Origin of the sequence: Zhouia spongiae, assembly GCF_022760175.1 — a bacterium.
GTDB lineage: Bacteria > Bacteroidota > Bacteroidia > Flavobacteriales > Flavobacteriaceae > Zhouia > Zhouia spongiae.
Map to the genome: position 1 here is coordinate 3,899,075 of NZ_CP094326.1, position 23,178 is coordinate 3,922,252.

Consider the following 23,178-nt stretch of genomic DNA (forward strand, 5'->3'; position numbering starts at 1 on the left):
GTTTACAAATCGAGCCAATATACGCATTTTATACAGTACGAAAGCGATTACGGCTTACCTTTTTTATATATTTTATTAACAAAAAAACACGCCTTCAAAGTTGATAAGATGTCGTTAATTTTCTTTGATTTTGAATTATTTTTTCGTCTATTAGCTATGACTACTACTAAACAGGTATGGTTTTTGCCGTTTTACTGTAGTTTTAATTATTTTTAATGAAGTAAAGGAGAAAGAATTATGGATGACAATTTTTCACCAAGGGTAAAAGATGTGATCACTTACAGTAAAGAAGAGGCGCTTCGTTTAGGGCACGACTTTATAGGTACGGAACATCTTGTGCTTGGTTTATTGAGAGACGGTAGCGGGAAAGCCATAAATATTCTTAATGCCTTAAATATAGACCTAGATCATTTAAGACGTAAAGTTGAGATATTAAGTCCGGCAAATCCAAATGTCGGAGCTTCCCCCAATTTTAAGAAGAACCTTCATTTAACACGACAGGCGGAAAGGGCCCTGAAAACCACTTTCTTAGAAGCCAAATTATTTCAAAGTTCTTCCATAAATACCGCTCACCTTTTATTGTGTATTTTAAGAAACGAAAACGACCCCACTACTAAACTGCTCAATAAACTACTAGTAGATTACGACGGGGTAAAAGATCAATTTAAACAGATGATAATAAGCGACGACGATTATATAGACACTCCTTCAGCCGAATCGTATTCAGACGATCCGGGCTCTGCTGAAGACTCAAGAGACAACCCTTTCAACAATCCGGGAGGGGCAAAATCCAATAAAAAGTCCAAAACACCGGTTCTCGATAACTTTGGCCGCGACTTAACGCAACTTGCCGAAGAAGACAAGTTAGACCCGGTAGTGGGCAGACAAAAAGAGATCGAACGTGTTTCTCAAATTCTTAGCAGAAGAAAGAAAAACAATCCGCTCCTGATCGGAGAACCCGGGGTTGGTAAAAGTGCTATTGCCGAAGGACTGGCACTTCGTATTGTAAAAAGAAAGGTCTCACGTGTACTCTATAATAAAAGAGTTGTTACCCTCGATCTTGCATCGCTTGTAGCGGGAACAAAATACAGGGGGCAATTTGAAGAACGGATGAAAGCGGTTATGAATGAATTAGAAAAAAATGACGACATCATTTTATTCATTGACGAAATCCATACCATTGTCGGTGCAGGAGGAGCTACAGGAAGCCTGGATGCTTCCAATATGTTCAAACCTGCCCTGGCCAGAGGAGAAATTCAATGTATAGGGGCCACTACGCTCGACGAATACAGGCAATACATTGAAAAAGATGGTGCCCTGGAGCGCAGGTTCCAAAAAGTAATGGTAGAGCCTACTTCAGTTGAGGAAACGATTGAAATCCTTAACAACATCAAAGAAAAATACGAGGAGCACCATAATGTACTATATACAGACGAAGCCATAAAAGCATGTGTGAAACTGACAAACCGATACCTGACGGATCGGTTTTTACCAGACAAGGCTATCGATGCTTTGGATGAAGCCGGATCGCGTGTTCACATTACCAATATGGAAGTTCCCAAGCAAATTCTCGATCTTGAAAAACAATTGGAAGAGGTAAAAGAACTCAAAAACTCCGTTGTTAAAAAGCAAAAGTATGAAGAAGCTGCCAAGCTCAGGGATGATGAAAAACGAATAGAAAAAGAGCTTCAAGTAGCACAAGAGAAATGGGAAGAAGAAAGTAAACTTCACAAAGAAACGGTCTCAGAAGAAAATGTGGCCGACGTAGTTTCCATGATGAGTGGTATTCCTGTTAACAGAATAGCTCAGGCTGAAAGCGCTAAGCTTGCCAAATTGCCTGAACTGATAAAAGGTAAAGTCATCGGGCAAGACGAAGCCGTCAGCAAGGTCGTTAAAGCCATCCAACGTAACAGGGCCGGCCTGAAGGATCCTAACAAACCTATAGGTTCGTTTATTTTTCTGGGACAGACCGGGGTCGGCAAAACACAACTGGCCAAGGTTCTGGCTGCACAACTGTTTGACTCGGAAGATTCACTGATAAGGATCGACATGAGTGAATACATGGAGAAATTTGCCGTTTCCAGATTAATCGGGGCACCTCCGGGGTATGTCGGTTATGAAGAAGGAGGCCAGCTTACCGAAAAAGTAAGAAGAAAGCCCTATGCCGTGATACTCCTTGACGAAGTTGAAAAAGCACACCCGGATGTATTCAATATGCTTTTACAGGTACTAGATGACGGTGCCTTAACAGACAGCCTAGGCCGTAAGATCGATTTTAGAAATACCATTATCATAATGACCTCTAACATCGGAGCCCGTCAATTAAAAGACTTCGGACAAGGGGTGGGATTTGGTACTTCGGCTAAAATGGCCCAGGCTAATGAACATGCAAGAGGCGTTATTGAAAATGCACTTAAAAAAGCCTTTGCCCCTGAATTCCTGAACAGGGTAGATGATGTCGTAGTCTTCAATCCTCTTGAAAAAGAAGATATTCACAAAATTATCGATATTGAATTGCTGAAATTATATGCGAGGATCAAAGATCTCGGGTATAACCTAAGTCTCAGCGATAAAGCCAAGGATTATATCGCCGACAAAGGTTTTGACAAGCAATACGGAGCGCGTCCTTTAAAACGTGCTATCCAGAAGTATATTGAAGACACCCTGGCAGAAGAGATCATTGCTTCGAAACTTGAGGAAGGCGACAGCATTTTTATGGATTTGGACACAAAGAAAGACGAACTTACAATAAAGATCGAAAAATCGGAAAAGCCGACAGAATCTGAATCTTAAAAAAACTTTATACCATAAAAAAGCGCATCAGGATCCTGATGCGCTTTTTTTGTTTTTTATTTTAATGGAAATTAAAATAAATACAGCTTTCTTTTATAAATTCGTAATTCTAAAGACTAATCATGTTAAGCGAAAAAATAATAGTAGGTAGTGAAGAATGGTTTTCATTACCAGACCTCGGTATACCGGCAGTAAAAGCACGTATTGATAGCGGTGCAAAAACATCTTCTCTCCATGCCGTAAATATAGAACCCTACAAAAAGGGACATGAGACTTGGGTGTCTTTTGATATGTTCCCCATTCAGTACAACGGTAAAAAGCATATACAATGTACGGCCAAGGTTATTGACAAACGGATCATAAAAAGCTCAACAGGAAACAAAGAGAACCGCTTTGTTATCAGAACAACCCTCAGATCTCAGGATTTCAGTACTGATATAGAAGTCACCCTGACCAATCGTGATTCAATGGGATACCGTATGTTATTAGGACGTGAAGCTATGATGGGGCGCATGCTTGTTGATCCGGAACAGGGCTTTCTTCTTGGTGAAATGAGTGATGAAGAAATAGACAAGGCATACAATTCTAATACTTCTGAAAAAACAGGACTAAGAATAGGGCTTTTAGCCAGTAACCCGAACCTATACAGCAACAGACGGATCATGGAGGCCGCGGAAAGGCTCGGACATACCGTAGACTTCTACAACATAAGGCAATGCTATATAAAACTGAATGCTGAAACTCCGGAAATTCATTACAGGGGAGGACAAATCCTAAACGATTTAGATGCTATAATCCCACGTATCCGCCCGAGTCTGACTTATTATGGATGTGCTCTTACTACTCAATTTGAAAACCTGGGTGTGCTGTGTTTAAACAAAGCTTCAGCCATCAGTAAATCACGAGACAAACTTTACTCCCTTCAGCTATTATTGAATAACGGTATAGACATCCCCACTACCGGTTTTGCCAATTCTCCGCTGGACACCAATGATCTTATAAAAATGGTTGGAGGATCGCCTCTGATTATTAAGTTACTGGAAGGAACACAAGGGAAAGGCGTAGTACTTGCCGAAACCAAGAAAGCAGCCGAAAGTGTTATCAATGCCTTTAAAAGCTTGAATGCCAACATACTGGTGCAGGAATTTATCAAAGAAGCCAACGGGAAGGACATCAGGTGCTTTGTCATCGACGGCAAAGTGGTAGCATCGATGCAACGAACAGCACCCCCGGGCGAATTCAGGGCCAATGTTCATCTGGGTGGTATTACCTCATCAGTTAAGATCACAGCTGAAGAACGCAAACTGGCTATAAAGGCAACCAAAGCTATGGGATTACACGTCGCCGGAGTAGATATCATCCGGTCATCCAAGGGCCCGTTGCTTCTGGAAGTTAATTCATCTCCCGGACTGGAAGGTATTGAAGCCGCTACTGAAAAGGATATCGCATCAATAATGATCAAATCAATTGAAAAGCATTTAGACTGGAAAAAAGATGTAAATTCCTAATTGACAGATAACCTTTCTCTTCAAATATATTTTGTATTTGTATATTTGTAATACCAAATTAACCAACCAAACATGGAAAGAGAAAATGCACCAGAAGCGGTTTACAATCTGAGCATAGGTTCTGCCGAGGTATATGATTCGTATATGATCGCCAGAATCAATGAAGGAATCACATTGAATCTAAACAACACTTCCGAACTCACTTATATTGTAGACAAACACTTCAAATCAAAAGATTTTGTATACATTACATGCAGGCAAAACTCTTACTCCGTAGACCCGACCATATATACTGAAGTTACCCACATTTCTACACTCAGGGCAATAGCTATTGTTTCTGAGAAAAAAATCGATCGTAACAATTTAAACATCGAACGGCTTTTCTTCGGCAAGCCGATGATGCTTTTTGAAACCATAAAAGACGCCACAAATTGGGCCGAGTTAATCATCGGATAATCATGTATTTGATAGCTTATTTTTTACATTAGCATAACATCAGTTTAATTTTGTGCCATAATTTACATCCCCCGTACTTATGGTTAAGAAATTAGTTTTTGATTTTGGAGAGGTCGCTATTTATAATAATTATGCTGTAGGAATAATGAATGAAGGAGAAATATTCAAACGAGATCAGGTTCTCACACTCTACCAGTACTCTCTTGAAGCTTTTGGAAAAAAACCTTTTGGATATATATCGAACCGGGTAAACTCATATTCACTGGATCCTCAGGCCTATGAAGTAACCAAGATTGCCCCAAATCTGGTAGCAATTGCCATTGTCATTCAAAATCCTGCTCAAAAAATGAGCGCAGCAGTCGAAAAGATGTTTTTCAACAAACCTTTTAAACTCTTTGATTCATTAGAAAAAGCTACTGTCTGGATGGAAAGACAATTAGCTAATCATTCAACATCGTACCAGTCAGCCTGAAATTATTAATAAACTCAACCGACTTTTCAATATCGTCATGTAAGATTCGGTCTTTCTTGATAAATGACACCTGAGTTCTGTATGCTGACATTAGCTCTTCAACCATCTTAGAAGATTGTAACGGTCTTTTAAACGCTATCGCCTGTGATGCATTTAAAAGTTCAATGGCCAATATTCTTTCCAGGTTATCTACAATCTTAATACACTTGGTTGCTGCATTCGCACCCATACTCACATGGTCTTCCTGCCCGTTAGAAGACACAATACTGTCTACACTGGCCGGCGAAGCCAGCTGCTTATTCTGACTGACTATGCTCGCTGCTGTATACTGCGGAATCATCAGGCCGGAATTCAATCCCGGATCATTGACTAAAAATGCCGGCAATCCCCGTTGGCCAGATATCAACTGATATGTTCTTCTTTCCGAGATATTGCCAAGTTCGGCCATAGCAATCCCTAAATAATCCAATGCCAGGGCCAAGGGCTGTCCATGGAAGTTTCCCCCAGAAATGATCTCATCCTCTTCTGAAAAAATATTTGGATTATCCGTAACAGAGTTCATTTCGGTTTTAAAAACTTTCCTAACAAAAGCAAGGGTATCTTTTGAAGCTCCGTGTACCTGAGGTATACACCTGAAAGAATACGGATCCTGAACCTGTTTCTTCTCCTGTGCTGCAATCTCACTTTCATTTAAGAATTCCAATATACGCTCTGCTGTTTTCACCTGTCCTCTATGCGGCCTTATTAAATGTATCAATCTATTAAAAGGTTCCACCCTGCAATCAAAAGCATCTAAAGACAACGCCCCGATCAGGTCTGCCAGATACGATAACTTATAGCCCTTTAGAACACAATACACCCCATAAGCACTCATAAATTGGGTACCATTCAACAAAGCCAGGCCTTCCTTGGCTTTCAACTGAACAGGTTCCCAATTAAACTGCCCTAAAACTTCACTACTCTTTTTTATAGCCCCTTCATGATATACTTCTCCTTTACCTATAAGGGGAAGTGCCAGGTGTGCCAAAGGTGCAAGGTCTCCGGATGCCCCTAAAGAGCCCTGTGTATATACTACCGGAATAATATCATTATTATAAAATGCTATCAATCGTTCTACAGTTTGTAACTGCACACCACTATGACCGTAACTTAATGATTGAATCTTTAAAAGCAACATCAGTTTAACAACATCCAAAGGCACCTTGTCTCCAGTACCACAGGCATGCGACATAACCAGGTTTTCCTGTAACTGGCTTAAATGTTCACCAGAGATTTTCACATTGCACAATGAGCCAAACCCTGTATTTATGCCATAGAAAGGACTATTCGATGATGCTAGTTTTTCATCCAGATACGATCTGCATTTTTCAATATTTAATCGCGCCTCATCAGATAACTTCAGATTTAAATCATCCGCTGTTATTTCCATTATTTTTTGAAGATCAAAAATATCGGCGCTTATGTAATGTGTTTTTTTCATTTTTCACAGAATATTGATGCCTCAAAATTCAGTATTCACAATAAATTAAACAAGTCGAAATTCAATTATTTTTTTCTCAGCAGAATATTATTACATTTACCAAAAAACTAATTAAATCCTAAAAATGAAGAAAATTTTATTTTCAGCTATTATTGCAGCCACAATAATCAGCTGTCAAAAGGAACAGAAAGTTGATTATACTTTAGTTCAAGGAAAAATAGACAATGCAACAGGGAAAGAAATAATCATAAGAGGGAATGACTTTACCCAAAAAATAGCCCTAAAAGAAGATGGCAGTTTCGCAGACACTTTAAGAGTAAGTCCCGGCTATTACACACTTGCTGAAGGAAGAGAATCAACAGCAGTCTATCTGGAGCCCGGTTATAACCTTAACATCTCGCTGAACACCGAACAGTTTGATGAAACCATCAAATATACAGGAACCGGTGCTGAAAACAGTAATTTTCTGGCAAACAAACTTTTAATACAGGAAAAAGAATCCCTTTCTCCTCAGGAGCTATACAAACTAGAAGAAGATGCCTTTAAAAACAAAATCCAGGAAGACAAGGACAAGGCGATGAAGGCTTTAAACGAATCTCAAAATCTGGGTGAAAGTTTCGTGGCACTGGAGACAAAGAGCATTAATTACGATTATTTGTCAAAAATTTCTACTTACACAAACGCTCACCGCTACCTGACTAAAAACCAGGATTTCAAACCATCTGAAGGTTTTGATGCTGAACTTTCCGATCTTGATTACAACAACGAAGAAGATTACAAAAACTTTGGAACCTATAAGAATTTGGTAAATACTCATTATGGTGAAAAAATAGCTGAAGTTGATGCTTCGACAAGTATTTTTGATGTCCTGAACAGTATTCCAGGGGAATCCATAAAAAATGATCTTGCCCGATCATTGTCATACAGAATTTCTCCTTCGGCTGAAAATGCTCAAGAAATATATGATGCTATTATGAAAGTTTCTACCGATGCTGATTTCAAGCAAAAACTGGAAACTAAATATACTACTATTAAAAAGCTGACCAAAGGAAACCCTTCTCCTACTTTTGAGGCTTACGAGAACTACAACGGCGGAACTACATCATTGGCCGACCTAAAAGGTAAATACGTATATGTAGATGTATGGGCTACCTGGTGTGGACCATGTAAAGCAGAAATTCCTTTCCTAAAAGAAATAGAGAAAGAGTATCATGATAAGAACATCGAGTTTGTAAGCATTTCTGTTGATAAAGCAAAAGATAAGGATAAATGGAAACAAATGGTTGCAGACAAAGAACTGAAAGGTGTTCAGCTTTTTGCGGACAAAGACTGGAGTTCCGACTTTGTTAAAAATTATGCTATTAGCGGTATTCCTCGTTTTATCCTGATCGATCCGAACGGAAATATTATTTCTGCAGATGCCGACAGGCCATCAAATCCAAAACTTAAAGAGACTTTAAATTCTCTGTTATAATTTAAAAAAAGCCGCTAATGCGGCTTTTTTTAAACTGTTATTTCTCCTTATACGATTCAGGTAATAAAATAAATTCTGCATAATTGGAATTGTCAAAATACCTGTTTGCCAATTCTTTTAATTCTTCTTTTGTTACTGAATTAACTAAATCGGGGATATTCAGTATCTCCTCCAACGGAAGCTTATTTTTATACAAATCCCTCATTTTATAGGTCCAATAAGCATCATACTTTAATCCATCTCGATGATTTGCCAAATCCGCTTTCTTAATCTTGGCCAGCTCGCTTTCACCTATCCCGTCTCGTTTAATAGTTTCTATAATACGATTGGTAGCCTCAATAAGAGGTTCCACATCATCAGGGTGGCACGAAAACTCAACATTCATCCGATACCACTCATACGGCACATAAGTTGAAAAACCTGAAGCTTTAACCCCGTAAACTCCTGACATTTTCTCGCGTAACTCTTCTGTTAATTTTAACTTCAATGCTTTACCTAAAGTCGATAATTTGTATTGTTCTTCAAGAGAAAAATCTAATTCACCGGTATAGCGCAGATTCACAGTACTTTTTTCTTCCTCTCCTGCGTAAACGACCTCTTTAACCCTACCCTTTACACGTCGTAGACCTATGTCCTTCCATCCTACATGAACATCCTTATTTACTGGTAAGCTTGCCAGATAATCTGTTACTAAATCTTTTAATGTATTCAACTCAAAATTTCCGGTAAAAATGAAAGTAAAGCCACTGGCCGACGAAAACCTATGCTTATAAAACTCAAATGCTTCATCTAGACTCAACGCACTGTTAATTTTTTCTGAATCGACTCCCCCTCCTCTTAAGTGGCCCTGAGTCATAATCTTGGAGATTCTGTCGTAGTAAATAGAATTAGCATTGTTTTTTCTTCGTTTATCACTTAAAAGTAATTTTGATTTTGCCCGCTGAAAAACAGCTTTATCCTTGTTTGGCTTCGTCATATACATATATACCATCTGAAGCATTGTTTCCATATTTGGATTGGTACATTCTCCCGACATCAAATCATCATAATAATTAATACGAGGTGTTACCGATACGACCTTCCCCATATTCAACTTTTCTATATCCATGTCAGAGATATTATTAAAGCCACTTCTACCTATAATATCACCTGCATGTACAGCTGACAAAAACATACGATCATCTACAACAGAACTCCCTCCTTCTCTGAATCCACTCATTTCTACAATACCATTCTGCAATGTACTTGGACGTGCAATCACTTTAACACCATTGGAAAGAGTCCATATTGTTGTTCCAATTTTTGAGATGTAATTAGTCTCTATAATTTTACCGGGCAATGGTTTACCTTCCATTATCTTTTTATCAGCAAGCGAATCGTGATAAGCATCTAACTTTGAACTTGCTGTTTTACTAACTTCCTGTTTCAACCAAGCATCTGCTGGGAATTCTGCTTTCTCCGAACCGGTTAGTACAAGCACCATATTTTTTTCTTTAATCCATTCGTGTGCAATTGAATTCACCTCCTCTAAATTTATACCCGGAAGCACATCATTATAGAACTCATATGCATACACTTTTCCGGGAGCAATCTTTCCTGTACTAAAATATTTGGTGAATTCATCTACGTAATGCTTTGAAGGAATTTTGTCCTCTTCAGATGCAACAAACTTCATATAATTCAACAAATACAACTTGGCTCTTTCAAGTTCACTCATGGTAAATCCATGCTGTTTAACTCGGAAATTTTCTTCAAGCGCAGCTGTTATTCCCTTGTTAATCATATCGTCTTTAAGGGTTGCTTTGATAAAATAATTGTCTGTATCTCCTAAGAAAGTTCCGATTCCCGCCTTTGTTGATAAGAAAGGGGTATTTAATTCCAATTCCTTTTCAGCCAATCGGTCTTTTAACATTATCCAATATAATTTTTCTATAATATGTTTTCTAAAATCTTCATGATTCTTAAGCTCCTTCGCTTTATTCTTATAATAAAGTGCAAAATTCACCTCAGTAGCCTCTTTATCACGAAGTTTAATTACCTTCATTTCTGATTGCTCGGGAATTTCATAATTTAATTTTCCATACGCTTTTTTAGGAAGCTTCATACTCGAGAAATGACTTTTTATTTTCCGTTCTACATCCTCTGCATTAAAGTCTCCAACTACGATCACTCCCATTAAGTCCGGCCTGTACCAGTCTTTGTAATAACGCTCTAATTCTTTATACTTGAAATTTTCAATAATCTCCTTTTTACCTCCCGGAAAACGTTTAGAATATCTGGAATGATTGCTCAATTCAGGCAAAGAGTTAAAATATAACCTTCTGGCCACGCTATTGCGTTCCCGCTGCTCTGCCAGAATTATTCCTCGCTCAGCATCAACTTCTTTCTTATCAAATACAATTCCGTCTGCCCAATCTCTTAGAATCAAAAAACTCTGATCAAAAAGCTCTTCATTATTAGTCGGGACGGATAGCTTGTAAACCGTTTCGTGAAAAGCTGTATGCGCATTTAAATCGGCTCCAAACTGCACTCCCAGCTTTTCCAGATAATCGATCAGGCTGTTTTTTTCAAAGTTTTTAGTCCCGTTAAAAGCCATATGCTCTACAAAATGGGCCAATCCTTGCTGATCCTCCTCCTCTTGAAGCGATCCGGCTTTAACTACTAACCTTAATTGTGCCTTATCCGAAGGCTTGGTATTCTCTTTTATAAAATAAGTCAGCCCATTATCTAGTTTCCCCGTTAAAACAGTTTTATCGAGAGGAATTGACTCTCCCTTATTGTATACTTTAGTATCCTGAGCATACATTGTTATTGTGCATAACAACAATATTGTAAATATTAATCTATGTACCATGTAACTATTGATTTAGGTATATTTTAAACAATATGAATTATAGGGACTGAGTAAATCAGCCCCTTAAATACTTGAAAGAATTAAAAAATCATGTCTATGATTTTATACCGGGTATTATTAATATCCCGGGTTTTGATCCGCAGGATTAATCTGGCTATTGCCGATTATTTCTTCTTCCGGAATGGGAAGAATATATTGATGCTCCGATATAATTGTAGGCTGTAAGTCTTTCGCCTTATCAAAACGTATCGCTGCAAACCAATCGCTACCGTTCTCAAAAGCCAACTCCCTTATTATCTCCTCAAAAATTTCCTGGCTTAGTTCATCCAAAGTACCAGCAGTGGTCTCCTCTAGTCCGGCTCTTTCTCTAATGATATCTAAAGGTTCTTTAGCCTGTTCAACACCGGCTCCACTCCTCAATAAGGCCTCTGCCTTTATTAAGTATAATTCCGCCAGTCTCATAAAATACGTCGGCCTAAATGTATCTAAATGATTTACCTTTAAAATAGTTGTTCCGTTGTAACTTGAAGCTTTTCTCGGATCAGCATCCATCAAATCAGCATACCAGGTCGTACCCGCTTTTCCGGGATAAAACCGTTTCCTGTTATTATCCTCGGTATCAGAGTTAACATCCCTGTGAGTCATAAAGAGCATTTCAGAAGAATTTAATCCCTTATCAAAAACATCGGCAAAAGTGCTTTCGAGACTTCTATTTCCCTCTGCCACTACCGCATCGACTAATTGTATTGCTTCAGAATAATCACCCTTAAAGAACATTACCTTTGCTAATAAAGCCTTTGCTGATGTTTTTGAACCCCTGTAGGTAACCGAAAAATCAGGGGCATTATCAATGGCATACATCAGATCATTTATAATAAAATCATAACATTCCTGCACATTACTTCTTGCTTTGTTACGAGTCACAAAATTAACAGGCTCCTCTCGTAATACTACACCTAATTCACTTGACAAATCATAAAACTGACCATAATAACGTAATGCATCAAAAGTTGCCATTGCTCTTAGGTAATGAGCTTCCCCTAGAATTTCAGCCTTTTTATTCCCTGTGAATTCAGAGTCTTCTAATTCCGATGTTAACTTTATAGAAGTATTAGCCATATCAATAACCCTGTAAAAGCTGGTCCACAGGTTTTGAACTTCAGAATTGTCGTACTGCACATCGTTAGTGGTAAACTCTATATTTCTGCCTCCTCCAACAGAACTCATCGTACCAATCATACCACTGGGAATTAGCTCGGTAAACATATAATATGCTGGTGTCGTTCTGGAAGTAATGGTAGTATAAACCCCATTCAATAATGCTTCCGCATCCTTTTGATTATTCACTACGTTTTCCGGCACCAAGTTATCAGGAGGGTTATTATCTAAAACATCTGTGAGTTCACACGACATTAATACAAACGGTAACGAAACTATATAAATAAATATTTTTTTCATAATCTGGGTGATTTTAAAATTTAATTCTTAACCCGGTAGTAAACACCTTACTTATAGGAAATCTATTTATGTCACGACCTGCGCTCAGATCATTATTAAATAAATTCGTGGCTTCCGGATCTGCTCCGGGATAATCAGTAATTGTTAACAAATTCTGTCCTGAACAGAACAAGGTAAGATCATCTATAAATCCTATTTTTTCAATAACCTCAGCAGGTAGATTATAACTTATATTCAGGGTCCTAAGCCTTATATAAGAAGCATCGTAAACATAATGACTCGAAATACGATCATTATCATTAGGATCGGTATAAACTATCCTTGGAATAGTAGAAGAGGTGTTTTCAGGACTCCACGCATCTAATACAGAAGTTGTCTTATTTTCTCCTACATATGTACTTGCAAAATTTGTGTCTTGTGCCAACGTAAAAGCATTCAAATCATTTCCAAAAGAATAAGTAAAAAACGCAGACAAACTAAACCCTTTATAACTAAACGTATTGGTAAAACCACCAAAAAGTTCAGGTTGGGCATCGCCTATAACTTGTTTATCCAGTAAATTGACAAGCCCGTCCGGCACACCATCAGGCCCTGTTATATCCTTAAACCTTAAATCACCGGGACTTGTAAGAGCATGCTGATACACACCGGTTGGAGAAGCTGCATTTAACTGATCTATTGTTTCCTGCGACTGAAAGATACCTTCTGATTTATAACCATAAATTAAACCTATCGGGCTTCCCTCTTTCAGATATCCGCCACCAGTAAACCCTGTTAAAAAGCCATTTTCGTCTTTAAAATCATTATTTATTCTGGTTAAAGAATTTTTATTCTTACTAATATTAAAATTGATATTCCAGTTAAAGTCCTTTGCTCTGATTAAATCTGCCCGAATTTCAAATTCAACACCTTCGTTCCTCGTATCTGCTATATTTGCAATCGTTCGGTTAAAACCTGTACTTCCTGGAGTTATAGTCGAAAACAAAGCATCTTTGGTGTTTTTAAGATAATACCCCATAGTTCCAGACACCCTACCGTCCCAGAGTGTAAAGTCCAAACCTAAGTCAAACTGATCAGTCGTTTCCCATTTAAGCTGATCATTCCCCAACTGGTCCATTATTATAGCCGGAGTACCTCCATAATTCGCATTAGCAAAAAGTGTTCTCCATGCATAAGGCCCAAAATCCTGTTGTCCTGTGCGACCTGCGCTGGCTCTTAACTTAAGATCGGAAACAACTTTACTTCCACTTAAGAAATTTTCTTCTGAAAGTCGCCAGGCCACAGCGGCAGCAGGAAAAAATGCATACTTATTATCTGTAGCAAACTTCGAAGAACCATCAATCCTACCGGAAAGGGTTAACAGATATTTATTTCTAAAATCATAGTTAACCCTTGTAAAGTAGGATACTAACCCAAATTCCGATTCATATGATGACCCGTCCGTATAGACGGTTGCATTTGATAAATTTGTCAAAACACTATTCGGAAATCCTTCACCCCACGATTTAAGAGATTTGTTTTTATTACGTTCAAATGACGCCCCTGCAACCACATTTAATCGATGTACTTCATTGAATATTTTTTGATAAGTAAGGGTGTTTTCAAATAAGGTTTTTGTAAAATTAGAAGTACTTTCCTGAGCATAACCGTCACCATCGCCTCCAGTGAATGGCCACCAACCTCCTCTAAAAGTAAAACCGGGATAAAAACTATCTTGATTACCATTAGTGTAATTTACTGCTATCAATGGCTTATATGTCAACCCGTCTAAAATTTCATATTCTGCAAACAAACTGGTTAATAACATAAAAGTATTGTTGTTATTTGTTGCTTTTGATCTGGCCACCGGGTTGTCTGAAAAATACGTAGGACTTGTTGAATAAGTACCATCTTCATTATAAACCGGTAAATCAGGTCTGAACCTGTAGGTTAATTGAGTTAGCCCCCCATCAGGAGATGACTGATCGGTAAATGACAAGTTAACTTTAGATCCAAACTTTAATCTTTCGCTAAATTGAGTATCCAGACTTAACATATAAGCATACCTGTTAAACTTAGAGTTTTCATAGGCACCATCGTGACTCAGAACATTTAACGAAGTTGAATATCGGGTGTTTTCAGAACCTCCGTAAACCGAAAAAGAATAATTAGTGGCAATAGGTGCTCCGGGACTGACTTCATCTTCCCAGTTCGTATTCGCATTCCCGAAGTAAGAACCATCCAGAACGGATTGCGAAAAACTATTTGATAAACCTCTGTTTTCTACCGCGGTAGTCCATACATCTCTGAATTGCTCCGCATTGAGAACATCTAATGTCTGAGGAGCCTGCATACTTACAGTCGTATTAAATTCAAAAGCAGGTTTACTGTTAAACATCCCTTGTTTGGTAGTGATGATTATAACACCGTTAGCTGCTCGTGAACCATAGATAGCCGCCGCCGAGGCATCTTTCAATACACTGATAGACTCAATATTATCTATACTTATATTCCCTATAGGCGTGCTTAATCCCTGGCTGTTTAATTCATCTCCCAATCTACCTCCTGCTGCATTGTCTGCGGCAGGTATATTTCCGTTTGGTACTACAGGAATTCCGTCTATCACATATAATGGTTGATTTGATCCGAATAAAGAAGTCGTACCCCGAATCCTCACTTTCGCAGCTGCTCCCGGCTGACCGTTAGACGATGACACATGTAATCCGGAAACCTGCCCCTGTAAAGCGTTGTCAAGATTTACGGTTGGAGGAATACTCTTAATATTTTCCATTGAAACTGTTCCGACAGATCCCGTAACCTCCTCTTTTCTTACCTTTCCATAACCGATAAGTACGACCTCATCAAGATCTGAAAGGCTTGCCTGCAAACGGATAACCTCCGGTGTATCCGATACAGCTTCTACTTCTTTTTCTTTATACCCTACATAACTAACCAATAAGGTAACTTTTGGTGCATCGACAGCAAGGCTGAAATTTCCGTTAAAATCAGAACTAACGCCCTTACGGGTTCCCTTCTGCATAATTGTGGCTCCGGGTAATGGTGTTCCATACTCATCAAGAACCTTCCCTTTTACAATATGCTCCTGATATTCATATTCTTTTTTCTGGTTTGGAGGATTCAAACGCTGTGAGGATATTATAATTTGATTATTTACAATCTTGTAAGATATACCCGCCTGATCTAATAAGTTATTAATGGCTTTGGTAACCGGCATATCAGAAACTTTGAAATCCACCCTTCCATTCAGGTCAATTACTTTGGTATCATAAAAGAAATTATAATCTGTCTGCCTTTCAATTTCATTAAATACAGCACCCAATGTCTGGTTGGTGACATTTAATGATAAGCGTTTTTCGGAACGCGATTCTGCCTGAGTTTGAAACAATGCAACAAGAAGAAAAACGAAAGTAAGCTTCATTTTTAAGTTTTGTTTTATAGATGTCACACATAAAGTGCGACCACAGTAAGTTTTTTTCATACTTTAGTGAAAATTTAAAAATTGGTGGAACGATTTTTGAATTTGTTTTTCGGGTGATGTTGGCGCATCGCCCGAATTTTTTCTTTAAAAAAAGGATTACATATCGATTTATTTTATAGTTAATGTTTGGTTTTTATACTCATAAGTAAAAGGTGCTACATCTTGAATTACCTGTAAAACTTCTTCCAGACTTTCCTTCTCAAATCGCCCTGAGAAACGTCTGTTTTCTATTGTCTTATTATAATTTTTAATCGTTAGTCCAAAGTGTCTCTCAAGTTTTCTTTGTATTTCACTAAAACTTTCATCTCTAAAAAGAAGAACCCCGTCTACCCACGCAACATGGTCTTCAATATTTACATCAGTTACCGTTATATCCTGATTCAATACATACGACGCCAATTGATTTGGTTTTATCATCAAAGGAGATGACTCATCTTCGACAAACAAACCTACACTGCCTTCAACTAAAACAACCTCAATCTTACTCGAACTTTGAAAAGCATCCACATTAAAAACAGTTCCGAAAACTTTGGTTTTAAGGTCTCCTGCCGAAACAATAAAGGGTTTATTACGGTCTTTGAAAACAGAGAAATAGGCTTCTCCGCTTAAGTAAATCGTTCTGTTATCCATCCCCTTAAAACTATTGGGAAACCTCAACTCTGTTCCGCCGTTCAGATATATCAAACTTTGATCCGGTAAAACCACCTCCAGCTTTTTTCCTAAAGGAACTTTTACTGTACTAAATTCCAGGACATCTTCATTTTGATTTTCCGAAAAATCTACTCTCCCTTTTGTCTGTCGTGCCAGAATTTTTCCTTCTTTATCAAATAAATTAGTACTATCGCCAACGATAATTTTTTTGGTTTCACCATCCTGGTAAGTTATAGTGATGGCATCATCTAATTCTTCCGTCCGATTTAATTTCGACAATATAAAATATCCGGTTGCAGCAAAGGCAAGTAAAACAGCTGCATATTTAAATACAACAGAATACCTCTGAAATGAAGATTTGCGGCTTTCAATTACAGATGCTTTTATACCTCTCCAAAGGAACTCAGCCTTAGAATCATTTATAAACTGATCTTGTTGCCGGTTCCATTTTTCATAAAACTCCTGATCAAACTCGCTGGTTTCACCCGAATTAAGATAACGCCCAAGAAGCTCTAATTCATCCTTGCTGCATTTATCTTCTAAAAATTTTTCAATTAACTTTTTTATTTCCATTTATGAACTTCATCTATTAGGTATACAACCGACAAAATGAATATCACTAGTGAAATTTCAAAAAAAATGAAATTTTAACATTTAAGATGATTTAATCAAGAAAATACTAATTCAGAAGAAATATAATCTGCAACAATAAAATGTTACTCTTTTTAAGTTGATTTAGCGCTGCCGTCATATGGGAAGACACGGTATTTTTAGAAATATTAAGATGTTCCGCAATTTCCTCATAACTCAATCCCTCCAGCTTATGCATTGTAAAGACTTTTTGCTGTTTCTCCGGTAGCGCCTCTATAAGTTGATTCAGCTTCTGTATCTTTTTTTGCTCGAATTCGTCATTGCGAGCACCATTTACAACCGGATGTATCTCCCTGTACTCTTCCATCAGCTGTTTTTCCCTGACTGATTTTTTCAAAAAATTGAACACTACACTCCTTGTCAAAACAAATAACTGATGCTCAATTGTTAAATCCGAAGCTATTTTAGACCGGTTATTCCAAAATTTAATAAAAACATCTTGTAGTAAATCATCCGCAAATGTCTGATCGCGGGTATATTTCAAAATAATCCCATACACCTTTTGAAAATAAGTATTATATACTTTTTCAAAGGCTCCTATATCCCCTTTTATGAGTTTATTTTGTATCGACATTTTAAGTTCAAAAAACGGAACGAATTTAAACTTTTAATAACAAATCCTTAAACAAATAGATCTTTTTGTATAAAAATGATTATTCCTCTTTATTTATTCAGTTATTCTCCGGTTCATTATCACGATATTCCTTTTGAAACAAATCGAGAAAGGCATCACCAATAAAATCTATGATTGTAGTAGCAGTTAATGCCTGATAACCTGACTTTTCCACTCCGAGATCGCCTGCCTTTCCATGTAAATAAACACCAAAAACTGCTGCATTCAAATGGTTATATCCCTGAGCTATCAAGCCTGTAATCATTCCGGTAAGCACATCGCCGCTTCCTGCTGTGGCCATTCCGGGATTACCCGTACTGTTTACATAAATCTGATCTTGATAAACTGTTATCGTATGTGCTCCCTTAACAACCATTATCAGGTCATTTTCTTTACTAAATCGCTTAACTTTTTCTAATTTATCAAAATCGTCTTTCCAAGCCCCTATTAGTCTTTCCAGTTCTTTGGGGTGTGGCGTCAATACAGATTTGGATGGAATATATTTTATAAGTTCAGGGGATCTTGATAAGATATTCAGGGCATCAGCATCTATAACCAAAGGAATCTTATTTCCTTCTAAAAACCCTGCAAAAGCTTTAATTGTTGCTTCATTAACACCAATGCCCGGGCCCACTCCTATTACATTCGGACTCGTATCATATGTTATCTCAGAAATAAATTCATTCTCCCGGTCCGTAATGACCATTCCTTCAGGAAATGAGCTTTGAAAAACAGTATATCCGCATTTGGGTATAAATGCTGTCACTAACCCTGCTCCGGTGTTCAGACATGCTTCTGACGCCATCAGTGGCGCCCCTATTTTCCCATAGCTCCCGCCTATAATAAGGGCATGGCCATAATCTCCCTTATGAGAAAACTTTTGCCTCGGAACATACAAGGGCAGTACCTCCTGCTTCCCTATAAGATACATTCCGGTATCGATACTTCCCAGAAAATTCATATCCAAACCAATATTCAACAACTCCCACTGGTTCGTATAACGACCCGTTTCGGGTAGAAAAAACACAAGTTTAGGAACCTGAAAAGTCAAGGTATGGCTCGCCCTTATCACATCCTTGGGATTATCAGGCGCCCTGTTTACATAAAGTCCGGAAGGTATGTCAACCGACAACACAAACGCCCTTGATTCATTTATATGATCTATCAATCCTCCTACCCAGTTTTCAGGAGCGCGGTTCAAGCCTATTCCAAAAATACAGTCTATCACAATCTCATCGGATGAGATTTCAGGGTATTCCATATCTTTATTAATCGTCTCCGGCCAATATTTCAACTCCTTTAACCTGTCGAGATTTAGTAAAAAGTCTTTCGAACGTTTATCACTAAAGTTAACAACATGTACTGTTACATCATAGCCATTTTCTATTAAAAGTCTCGATATTGCCAGGCCATCACCTCCATTGTTCCCCACCCCTGCTAATACCTTTATTTTCACTTTTTGCCGCTGCAAACGCATATCCAACCATTTAAAAACCTGATTTGAAGCACGCTCCATTAATTCTATACTGGTAATATGCTGGCTTTTAATTGTGAATTCGTCAGCAGCGTACATCTGTTCGGCAGTATAAATTTTCATATGTCAATATTTATTAAAGAAAATTATCGATTTGATAATTCTTCACTCAAGATTTGTTTCTACTAGTAAAAATACTACTTTTGAATAGTTAACAATCAGTTATGCCAAACTTTAAGTACATAGCAACTATTTCAACCGGCACAGGCACCGGTCGAATTGCTATTGCTGCTATTGGCACTTCTACAGCAATTATTACCCCGTAAGGGGGCTTCATTTATTACATATCAACCGTATACCCTATTTGATTTTAATCAGAATCAAACCGGCTAACCATTACCATACAAATCAACTATCTTTAAACAAACAAAATGAAAGTACTTAAATTCGGGGGAACCTCTGTAGCTAATGCAGAAAACATTAAAAGAGTCAAAGATATTGTTCAAAACTCCGTCAAAGAACAGAAAATAGCAGTGGTTGTATCTGCCCTGGGCGGTGTTACAGATCTGCTTCTCGAAACAGCATTACTGGCATCACATCAAAACGAAAAATATGCCGAATTGCTCCAGGAAATTGAAAAAAGGCATATTGACACCATCAGGGAACTCATCCCTGTTTCTTCTCAAAGTAAAGTATTAAGCGCTGTCAAAAGGGAATTTAATGTCTTGGAAACTTTGCTGGAAGGCGCTTTCCTTATAGGCGAAACCACACCTAAACTATCCGATAAAATCGTAAGTTACGGAGAGTTACTCTCTTCCTTTATCATTAACGAATATTTTGAAGCTGAAAAACTCAACAGTGTACACAAAGATTCAAGAACTCTTATTATCACCAATGATAATTTCGGAAAAGGAATCGTAGACTTTCCAACCACCAACCAGCTATGCGAAACCTATTTTGGTACAGTTTCATATGATATTGTTGTTGTACCGGGGTTTGTTGCTTCATCACAAGGCGGGAATTCCACAACCCTTGGCCGTGGAGGATCTGATTATACTGCTTCCATAATTGCCGCTGCAACCAACGCTCAAAAGTTAGAGATATGGACCGATGTAAGCGGAATGTATACAGCAAATCCAAGGTTAGTAAAACAGGCCGTTGCCATCAGTGAAATTTCGTATGAGGAAGCCATGGAACTTTCTCATTTCGGTGCCAAAGTATTATACCCTCCAACCATCCAGCCGGTATTGGCTAAAGGAATCCCTATGCATATTAAAAACACTTTCGATCCGGAAGCCAAAGGAACCCTTATTACCAAAAATTCTAACGGTACAAAACGTGCCGTCAGAGGAATCAGTCACATCGAAAATATCGCATTACTTTCCCTGGAAGGTAGTGGTATGGTTGGCATTCCCGGCATATCAAAAAGATTATTTGAAGTACTTTCAACTGGAGAAATAAATGTGGTTTTGATTACTCAGGCATCATCAGAACACTCCATCTGCCTGGGTATTTCTCAAGACGATGTCCGTAAAGCCGGGTATCTTATAAACGAAGCCTTTGCTTACGAGATTTCCCTGGGAAAAATAAAACCGTCGATTGTAGAAAACAACCTGGCCATTGTAGCCCTGGTAGGTGACAACATGAAAAGTCACCAGGGTCTCAGCGGCAGAATGTTCAGTTCTTTAGGCATGAACAATGTAAACATCAGGGCCATTGCACAAGGAGCATCTGAAAGAAACATCTCTGCTGTGATAGATCTTAAAGACGTAAAGAAAGCATTGAACACCCTCCATGAAAAATTCTTCGAAGATAACATCAGGCAATTAAACTTATTTGTAATGGGAGTTGGTAACGTAGGTGCCAAGTTCTTAAAACAAATAGAGCAACAAAAAAAGTTCTTAAAAGAACAGATGAAACTGAATGTGCGCGTAATAGCCTTGGCAAACTCCAGAAAAATGGTATTCGATGAAGGAGGGATCAGTTTAAAAAAATGGCAGGAGCTGTTGGATAACGGAGAAAAAGCGGATATAGAAACTTTTGTAAACAAAGTAAACGAGTTAAACCTGCGCAACAGCATTTTCGTTGACAATACGGCTACAGAATTGGTCGCTAACACTTATGGTGATTACCTTAAAAACAGTGTGTCGGTAGTGACATGTAATAAAATTGCCAGTTCTTCGGTTTACAGTAATTATGTACAACTAAAATACCTGTCGAGAAAATACAACGCCCCATTTCTGTTTGAAACGAACGTCGGAGCCGGATTACCTATCATAGACACCCTCAAAAACCTGATTGCTTCGGGAGATAAAGTCACTAAAATTCAGGCGGTACTTTCAGGAAGCTTAAATTTTGTTTTTAATAACTTTAATGACCAAACCCATTTTGACATTGTTGTAAAGCAAGCACAGGAAGAAGGTTATACCGAACCTGATCCAAAAATAGATCTAAGCGGTATTGATGTGATGAGGAAAATATTGATCCTGGCAAGGGAAAGCGGCCATGTAATGGAATTAGAAGATATAGAAAATGAATCCTTTCTGCCTCAGGAATGTCTTAACACGGATACCGTTGATGAATTCTTCGAATCTTTAGTTAAGAACAAAGATCACTTTGACGCCATATACCGTGCTGCCGCTTCTAAAGGTCACAGATTAAAATATGTCGCACAGTTTGAAAATGGAAATGCTAAAGTTGGTTTACAGGAAATCCCTGAAGGTCACCCGTTCTATAACCTTGAAGGAAAAGACAATATTGTTTTATTCTACACGGAAAGATATGCCGAGCAACCTTTATTGATCAAAGGAGCCGGTGCAGGTGCCGATGTCACCGCCTCAGGGATATTTGCCGACATTATAAGAATAGGAAACTTCTAGAACATGAAAGAAATAAAAATATTCTGTCCGGCCACCATAGCAAATGTTTCCTGCGGTTTCGATGTACTCGGACTTTGCCTGGATAGTATTGGCGACGAAATGATTGTCAGAACCACAAAAACTCCGGGGATAAAAATCTCTAAAATTACAGGTCAGGACCTTCCTTTAAACCCTGAAAAAAATGTAGCAGGAGTAGCCGCTATAGAACTGCTTAAAAACATGGAGATTGAAGGCGGTTTTGAAATTGAAATTCATAAAAAAATCAAGCCCGGAAGCGGTATCGGAAGTAGTGCAGCAAGTGCCGCGGGTGTAGTTTTTGCCATCAACGAACTGTTAGGACGCCCGTTCTCTAAAACAGAACTAGTATCCTTTGCTATGCAGGGAGAGGCCCTGGCCAGCGGTGCCGCCCATGCCGATAATGTAGCGCCGGCCCTTTTCGGAGGCTTTACCCTTGTGAGAAGCTATCAGCCCTTGGATGTCGTAAAGATCCACACCCCCTCTGAACTATATGCTACTGTGGTACATCCGCAGATTGAAGTAAAAACAGCAGACTCCCGCTCCGTATTAAAACAAAATGTCCCGCTGAAAAAAGCCATTATTCAATGGGGAAATCTGGCAGGGTTGATCAGCGGTTTATATACTGAAGACTACGGACTTATTTCACGCTCCCTACACGATGAAATAGTTGAGCCACTAAGAAGCGTACTCATCCCCGGTTTTGACGAAGTAAAAGCCGCATGCATTAAACAGGGGGCGTTAGGCAGCGGTATTTCCGGATCCGGCCCTTCTGTTTTTGCCCTGAGTAAAGGCAGGCAGACTGCCGGCAAGGTTGCCGGGGTCATGAGTTCCATATACGACAATTATGGCGTAGACTACGACGTTCATATTTCAAAAATAAATACCGTAGGTATTAAAGTAATTAACCAATAATCGTAAG

At 38.4% G+C, this 23,178-nt stretch carries 14 protein-coding genes; 7 read left to right on the forward strand and 7 right to left on the reverse strand.

The window, feature by feature from the left end; translation table 11 throughout:
• Window positions 1–237: 237 nt before the first annotated feature.
• The 4 genes from MQE36_RS16320 (at window position 238) to MQE36_RS16335 (ending at window position 5,229) form a co-directional block, all read left to right on the forward strand.
• Window positions 238–2,793: an ATP-dependent Clp protease ATP-binding subunit gene (locus MQE36_RS16320; RefSeq protein WP_242937036.1), complete on the forward strand. Its 2,556-nt coding sequence runs from the start codon at window positions 238–240 to the stop codon at window positions 2,791–2,793.
• 122 nt (window positions 2,794–2,915) lie between these two features.
• A complete protein-coding gene (gene rimK, locus MQE36_RS16325; protein WP_242937037.1) occupies window positions 2,916–4,301 on the forward strand; it encodes a 30S ribosomal protein S6--L-glutamate ligase in 1,386 nt (461 codons plus the stop codon).
• Window positions 4,302–4,373: 72 nt separating this feature from the next.
• On the forward strand, window positions 4,374–4,757 hold the full coding sequence (locus tag MQE36_RS16330; RefSeq protein WP_242937038.1) for an STAS/SEC14 domain-containing protein: 384 nt from the start codon (window positions 4,374–4,376) through the stop codon (window positions 4,755–4,757).
• Window positions 4,758–4,836: 79 nt separating this feature from the next.
• A complete protein-coding gene (locus MQE36_RS16335; RefSeq protein ID WP_242937039.1) occupies window positions 4,837–5,229 on the forward strand; it encodes a hypothetical protein in 393 nt (130 codons plus the stop codon).
• Here the strand turns inward: MQE36_RS16335 and hutH are convergent.
• Window positions 5,198–6,709, reverse strand: a complete 1,512-nt coding sequence (gene hutH, locus MQE36_RS16340; RefSeq protein WP_242937040.1) for a histidine ammonia-lyase — start codon at window positions 6,707–6,709, stop codon at window positions 5,198–5,200. The genes MQE36_RS16335 and hutH overlap by 32 nt on opposite strands.
• A gap of 124 nt (window positions 6,710–6,833) precedes the next feature.
• Between hutH and MQE36_RS16345 the strand changes: the two genes are divergently transcribed.
• Window positions 6,834–8,183, forward strand: coding sequence for a TlpA family protein disulfide reductase (locus MQE36_RS16345; protein ID WP_242937041.1), 1,350 nt, complete (start codon window positions 6,834–6,836; stop codon window positions 8,181–8,183).
• Window positions 8,184–8,220: 37 nt separating this feature from the next.
• Here MQE36_RS16345 and MQE36_RS16350 read toward each other — a convergent pair whose 3' ends face one another.
• The 6 genes from MQE36_RS16350 to MQE36_RS16375 form a co-directional block, all read right to left on the reverse strand.
• Window positions 8,221–11,037, reverse strand: a complete 2,817-nt coding sequence (locus MQE36_RS16350) for a M16 family metallopeptidase (protein WP_242937042.1) — start codon at window positions 11,035–11,037, stop codon at window positions 8,221–8,223.
• Between the two features lie 117 nt (window positions 11,038–11,154).
• Complete coding sequence (locus tag MQE36_RS16355; protein ID WP_242937043.1) at window positions 11,155–12,495, reverse strand: RagB/SusD family nutrient uptake outer membrane protein; 1,341 nt, start codon at window positions 12,493–12,495, stop codon at window positions 11,155–11,157.
• 13 nt (window positions 12,496–12,508) lie between these two features.
• Window positions 12,509–15,913: a TonB-dependent receptor gene (locus MQE36_RS16360; protein WP_242937044.1), complete on the reverse strand. Its 3,405-nt coding sequence runs from the start codon at window positions 15,911–15,913 to the stop codon at window positions 12,509–12,511.
• A gap of 168 nt (window positions 15,914–16,081) precedes the next feature.
• A complete protein-coding gene (locus tag MQE36_RS16365; protein WP_242937045.1) occupies window positions 16,082–17,197 on the reverse strand; it encodes a FecR family protein in 1,116 nt (371 codons plus the stop codon).
• A gap of 106 nt (window positions 17,198–17,303) precedes the next feature.
• Entirely contained in the window at window positions 17,304–17,849 is a 546-nt protein-coding gene (locus tag MQE36_RS16370) for an RNA polymerase sigma factor (protein WP_242937046.1), read from the reverse strand.
• A gap of 97 nt (window positions 17,850–17,946) precedes the next feature.
• Window positions 17,947–19,485: an NAD(P)H-hydrate dehydratase gene (locus tag MQE36_RS16375; protein ID WP_242937047.1), complete on the reverse strand. Its 1,539-nt coding sequence runs from the start codon at window positions 19,483–19,485 to the stop codon at window positions 17,947–17,949.
• A gap of 308 nt (window positions 19,486–19,793) precedes the next feature.
• Between MQE36_RS16375 and thrA the strand changes: the two genes are divergently transcribed.
• A complete protein-coding gene (gene thrA, locus MQE36_RS16380; RefSeq protein ID WP_242937048.1) occupies window positions 19,794–22,241 on the forward strand; it encodes a bifunctional aspartate kinase/homoserine dehydrogenase I in 2,448 nt (815 codons plus the stop codon).
• Window positions 22,242–22,244: 3 nt separating this feature from the next.
• On the forward strand, window positions 22,245–23,171 hold the full coding sequence (locus MQE36_RS16385) for a homoserine kinase (protein ID WP_242937049.1): 927 nt from the start codon (window positions 22,245–22,247) through the stop codon (window positions 23,169–23,171).
• The last annotated feature ends 7 nt before the right edge of the window (window positions 23,172–23,178 follow it).

Excerpts from the sequence above, each read along its gene's own strand:
- MQE36_RS16375 (WP_242937047.1), bottom strand. The coding sequence starts at position 19,485 with ATGAAAATTTATACTGCCGAACAGATGTACGCTGCTGACGAATTCACA.
- MQE36_RS16355 (WP_242937043.1), bottom strand. The coding sequence starts at position 12,495 with ATGAAAAAAATATTTATTTATATAGTTTCGTTACCGTTTGTATTAATG.
- MQE36_RS16350 (WP_242937042.1), bottom strand. The coding sequence starts at position 11,037 with ATGGTACATAGATTAATATTTACAATATTGTTGTTATGCACAATAACA.
- thrA (WP_242937048.1), top strand. The coding sequence starts at position 19,794 with ATGAAAGTACTTAAATTCGGGGGAACCTCTGTAGCTAATGCAGAAAAC.
- MQE36_RS16360 (WP_242937044.1), bottom strand. The coding sequence starts at position 15,913 with ATGAAGCTTACTTTCGTTTTTCTTCTTGTTGCATTGTTTCAAACTCAG.
- MQE36_RS16345 (WP_242937041.1), top strand. The coding sequence starts at position 6,834 with ATGAAGAAAATTTTATTTTCAGCTATTATTGCAGCCACAATAATCAGC.
- MQE36_RS16330 (WP_242937038.1), top strand. The coding sequence starts at position 4,374 with ATGGAAAGAGAAAATGCACCAGAAGCGGTTTACAATCTGAGCATAGGT.
- MQE36_RS16385 (WP_242937049.1), top strand. The coding sequence starts at position 22,245 with ATGAAAGAAATAAAAATATTCTGTCCGGCCACCATAGCAAATGTTTCC.
- hutH (WP_242937040.1), bottom strand. The coding sequence starts at position 6,709 with ATGAAAAAAACACATTACATAAGCGCCGATATTTTTGATCTTCAAAAA.
- MQE36_RS16320 (WP_242937036.1), top strand. The coding sequence starts at position 238 with ATGGATGACAATTTTTCACCAAGGGTAAAAGATGTGATCACTTACAGT.
- MQE36_RS16365 (WP_242937045.1), bottom strand. The coding sequence starts at position 17,197 with ATGGAAATAAAAAAGTTAATTGAAAAATTTTTAGAAGATAAATGCAGC.
- rimK (WP_242937037.1), top strand. The coding sequence starts at position 2,916 with ATGTTAAGCGAAAAAATAATAGTAGGTAGTGAAGAATGGTTTTCATTA.
- MQE36_RS16335 (WP_242937039.1), top strand. The coding sequence starts at position 4,837 with ATGGTTAAGAAATTAGTTTTTGATTTTGGAGAGGTCGCTATTTATAAT.
- MQE36_RS16370 (WP_242937046.1), bottom strand. The coding sequence starts at position 17,849 with ATGTCGATACAAAATAAACTCATAAAAGGGGATATAGGAGCCTTTGAA.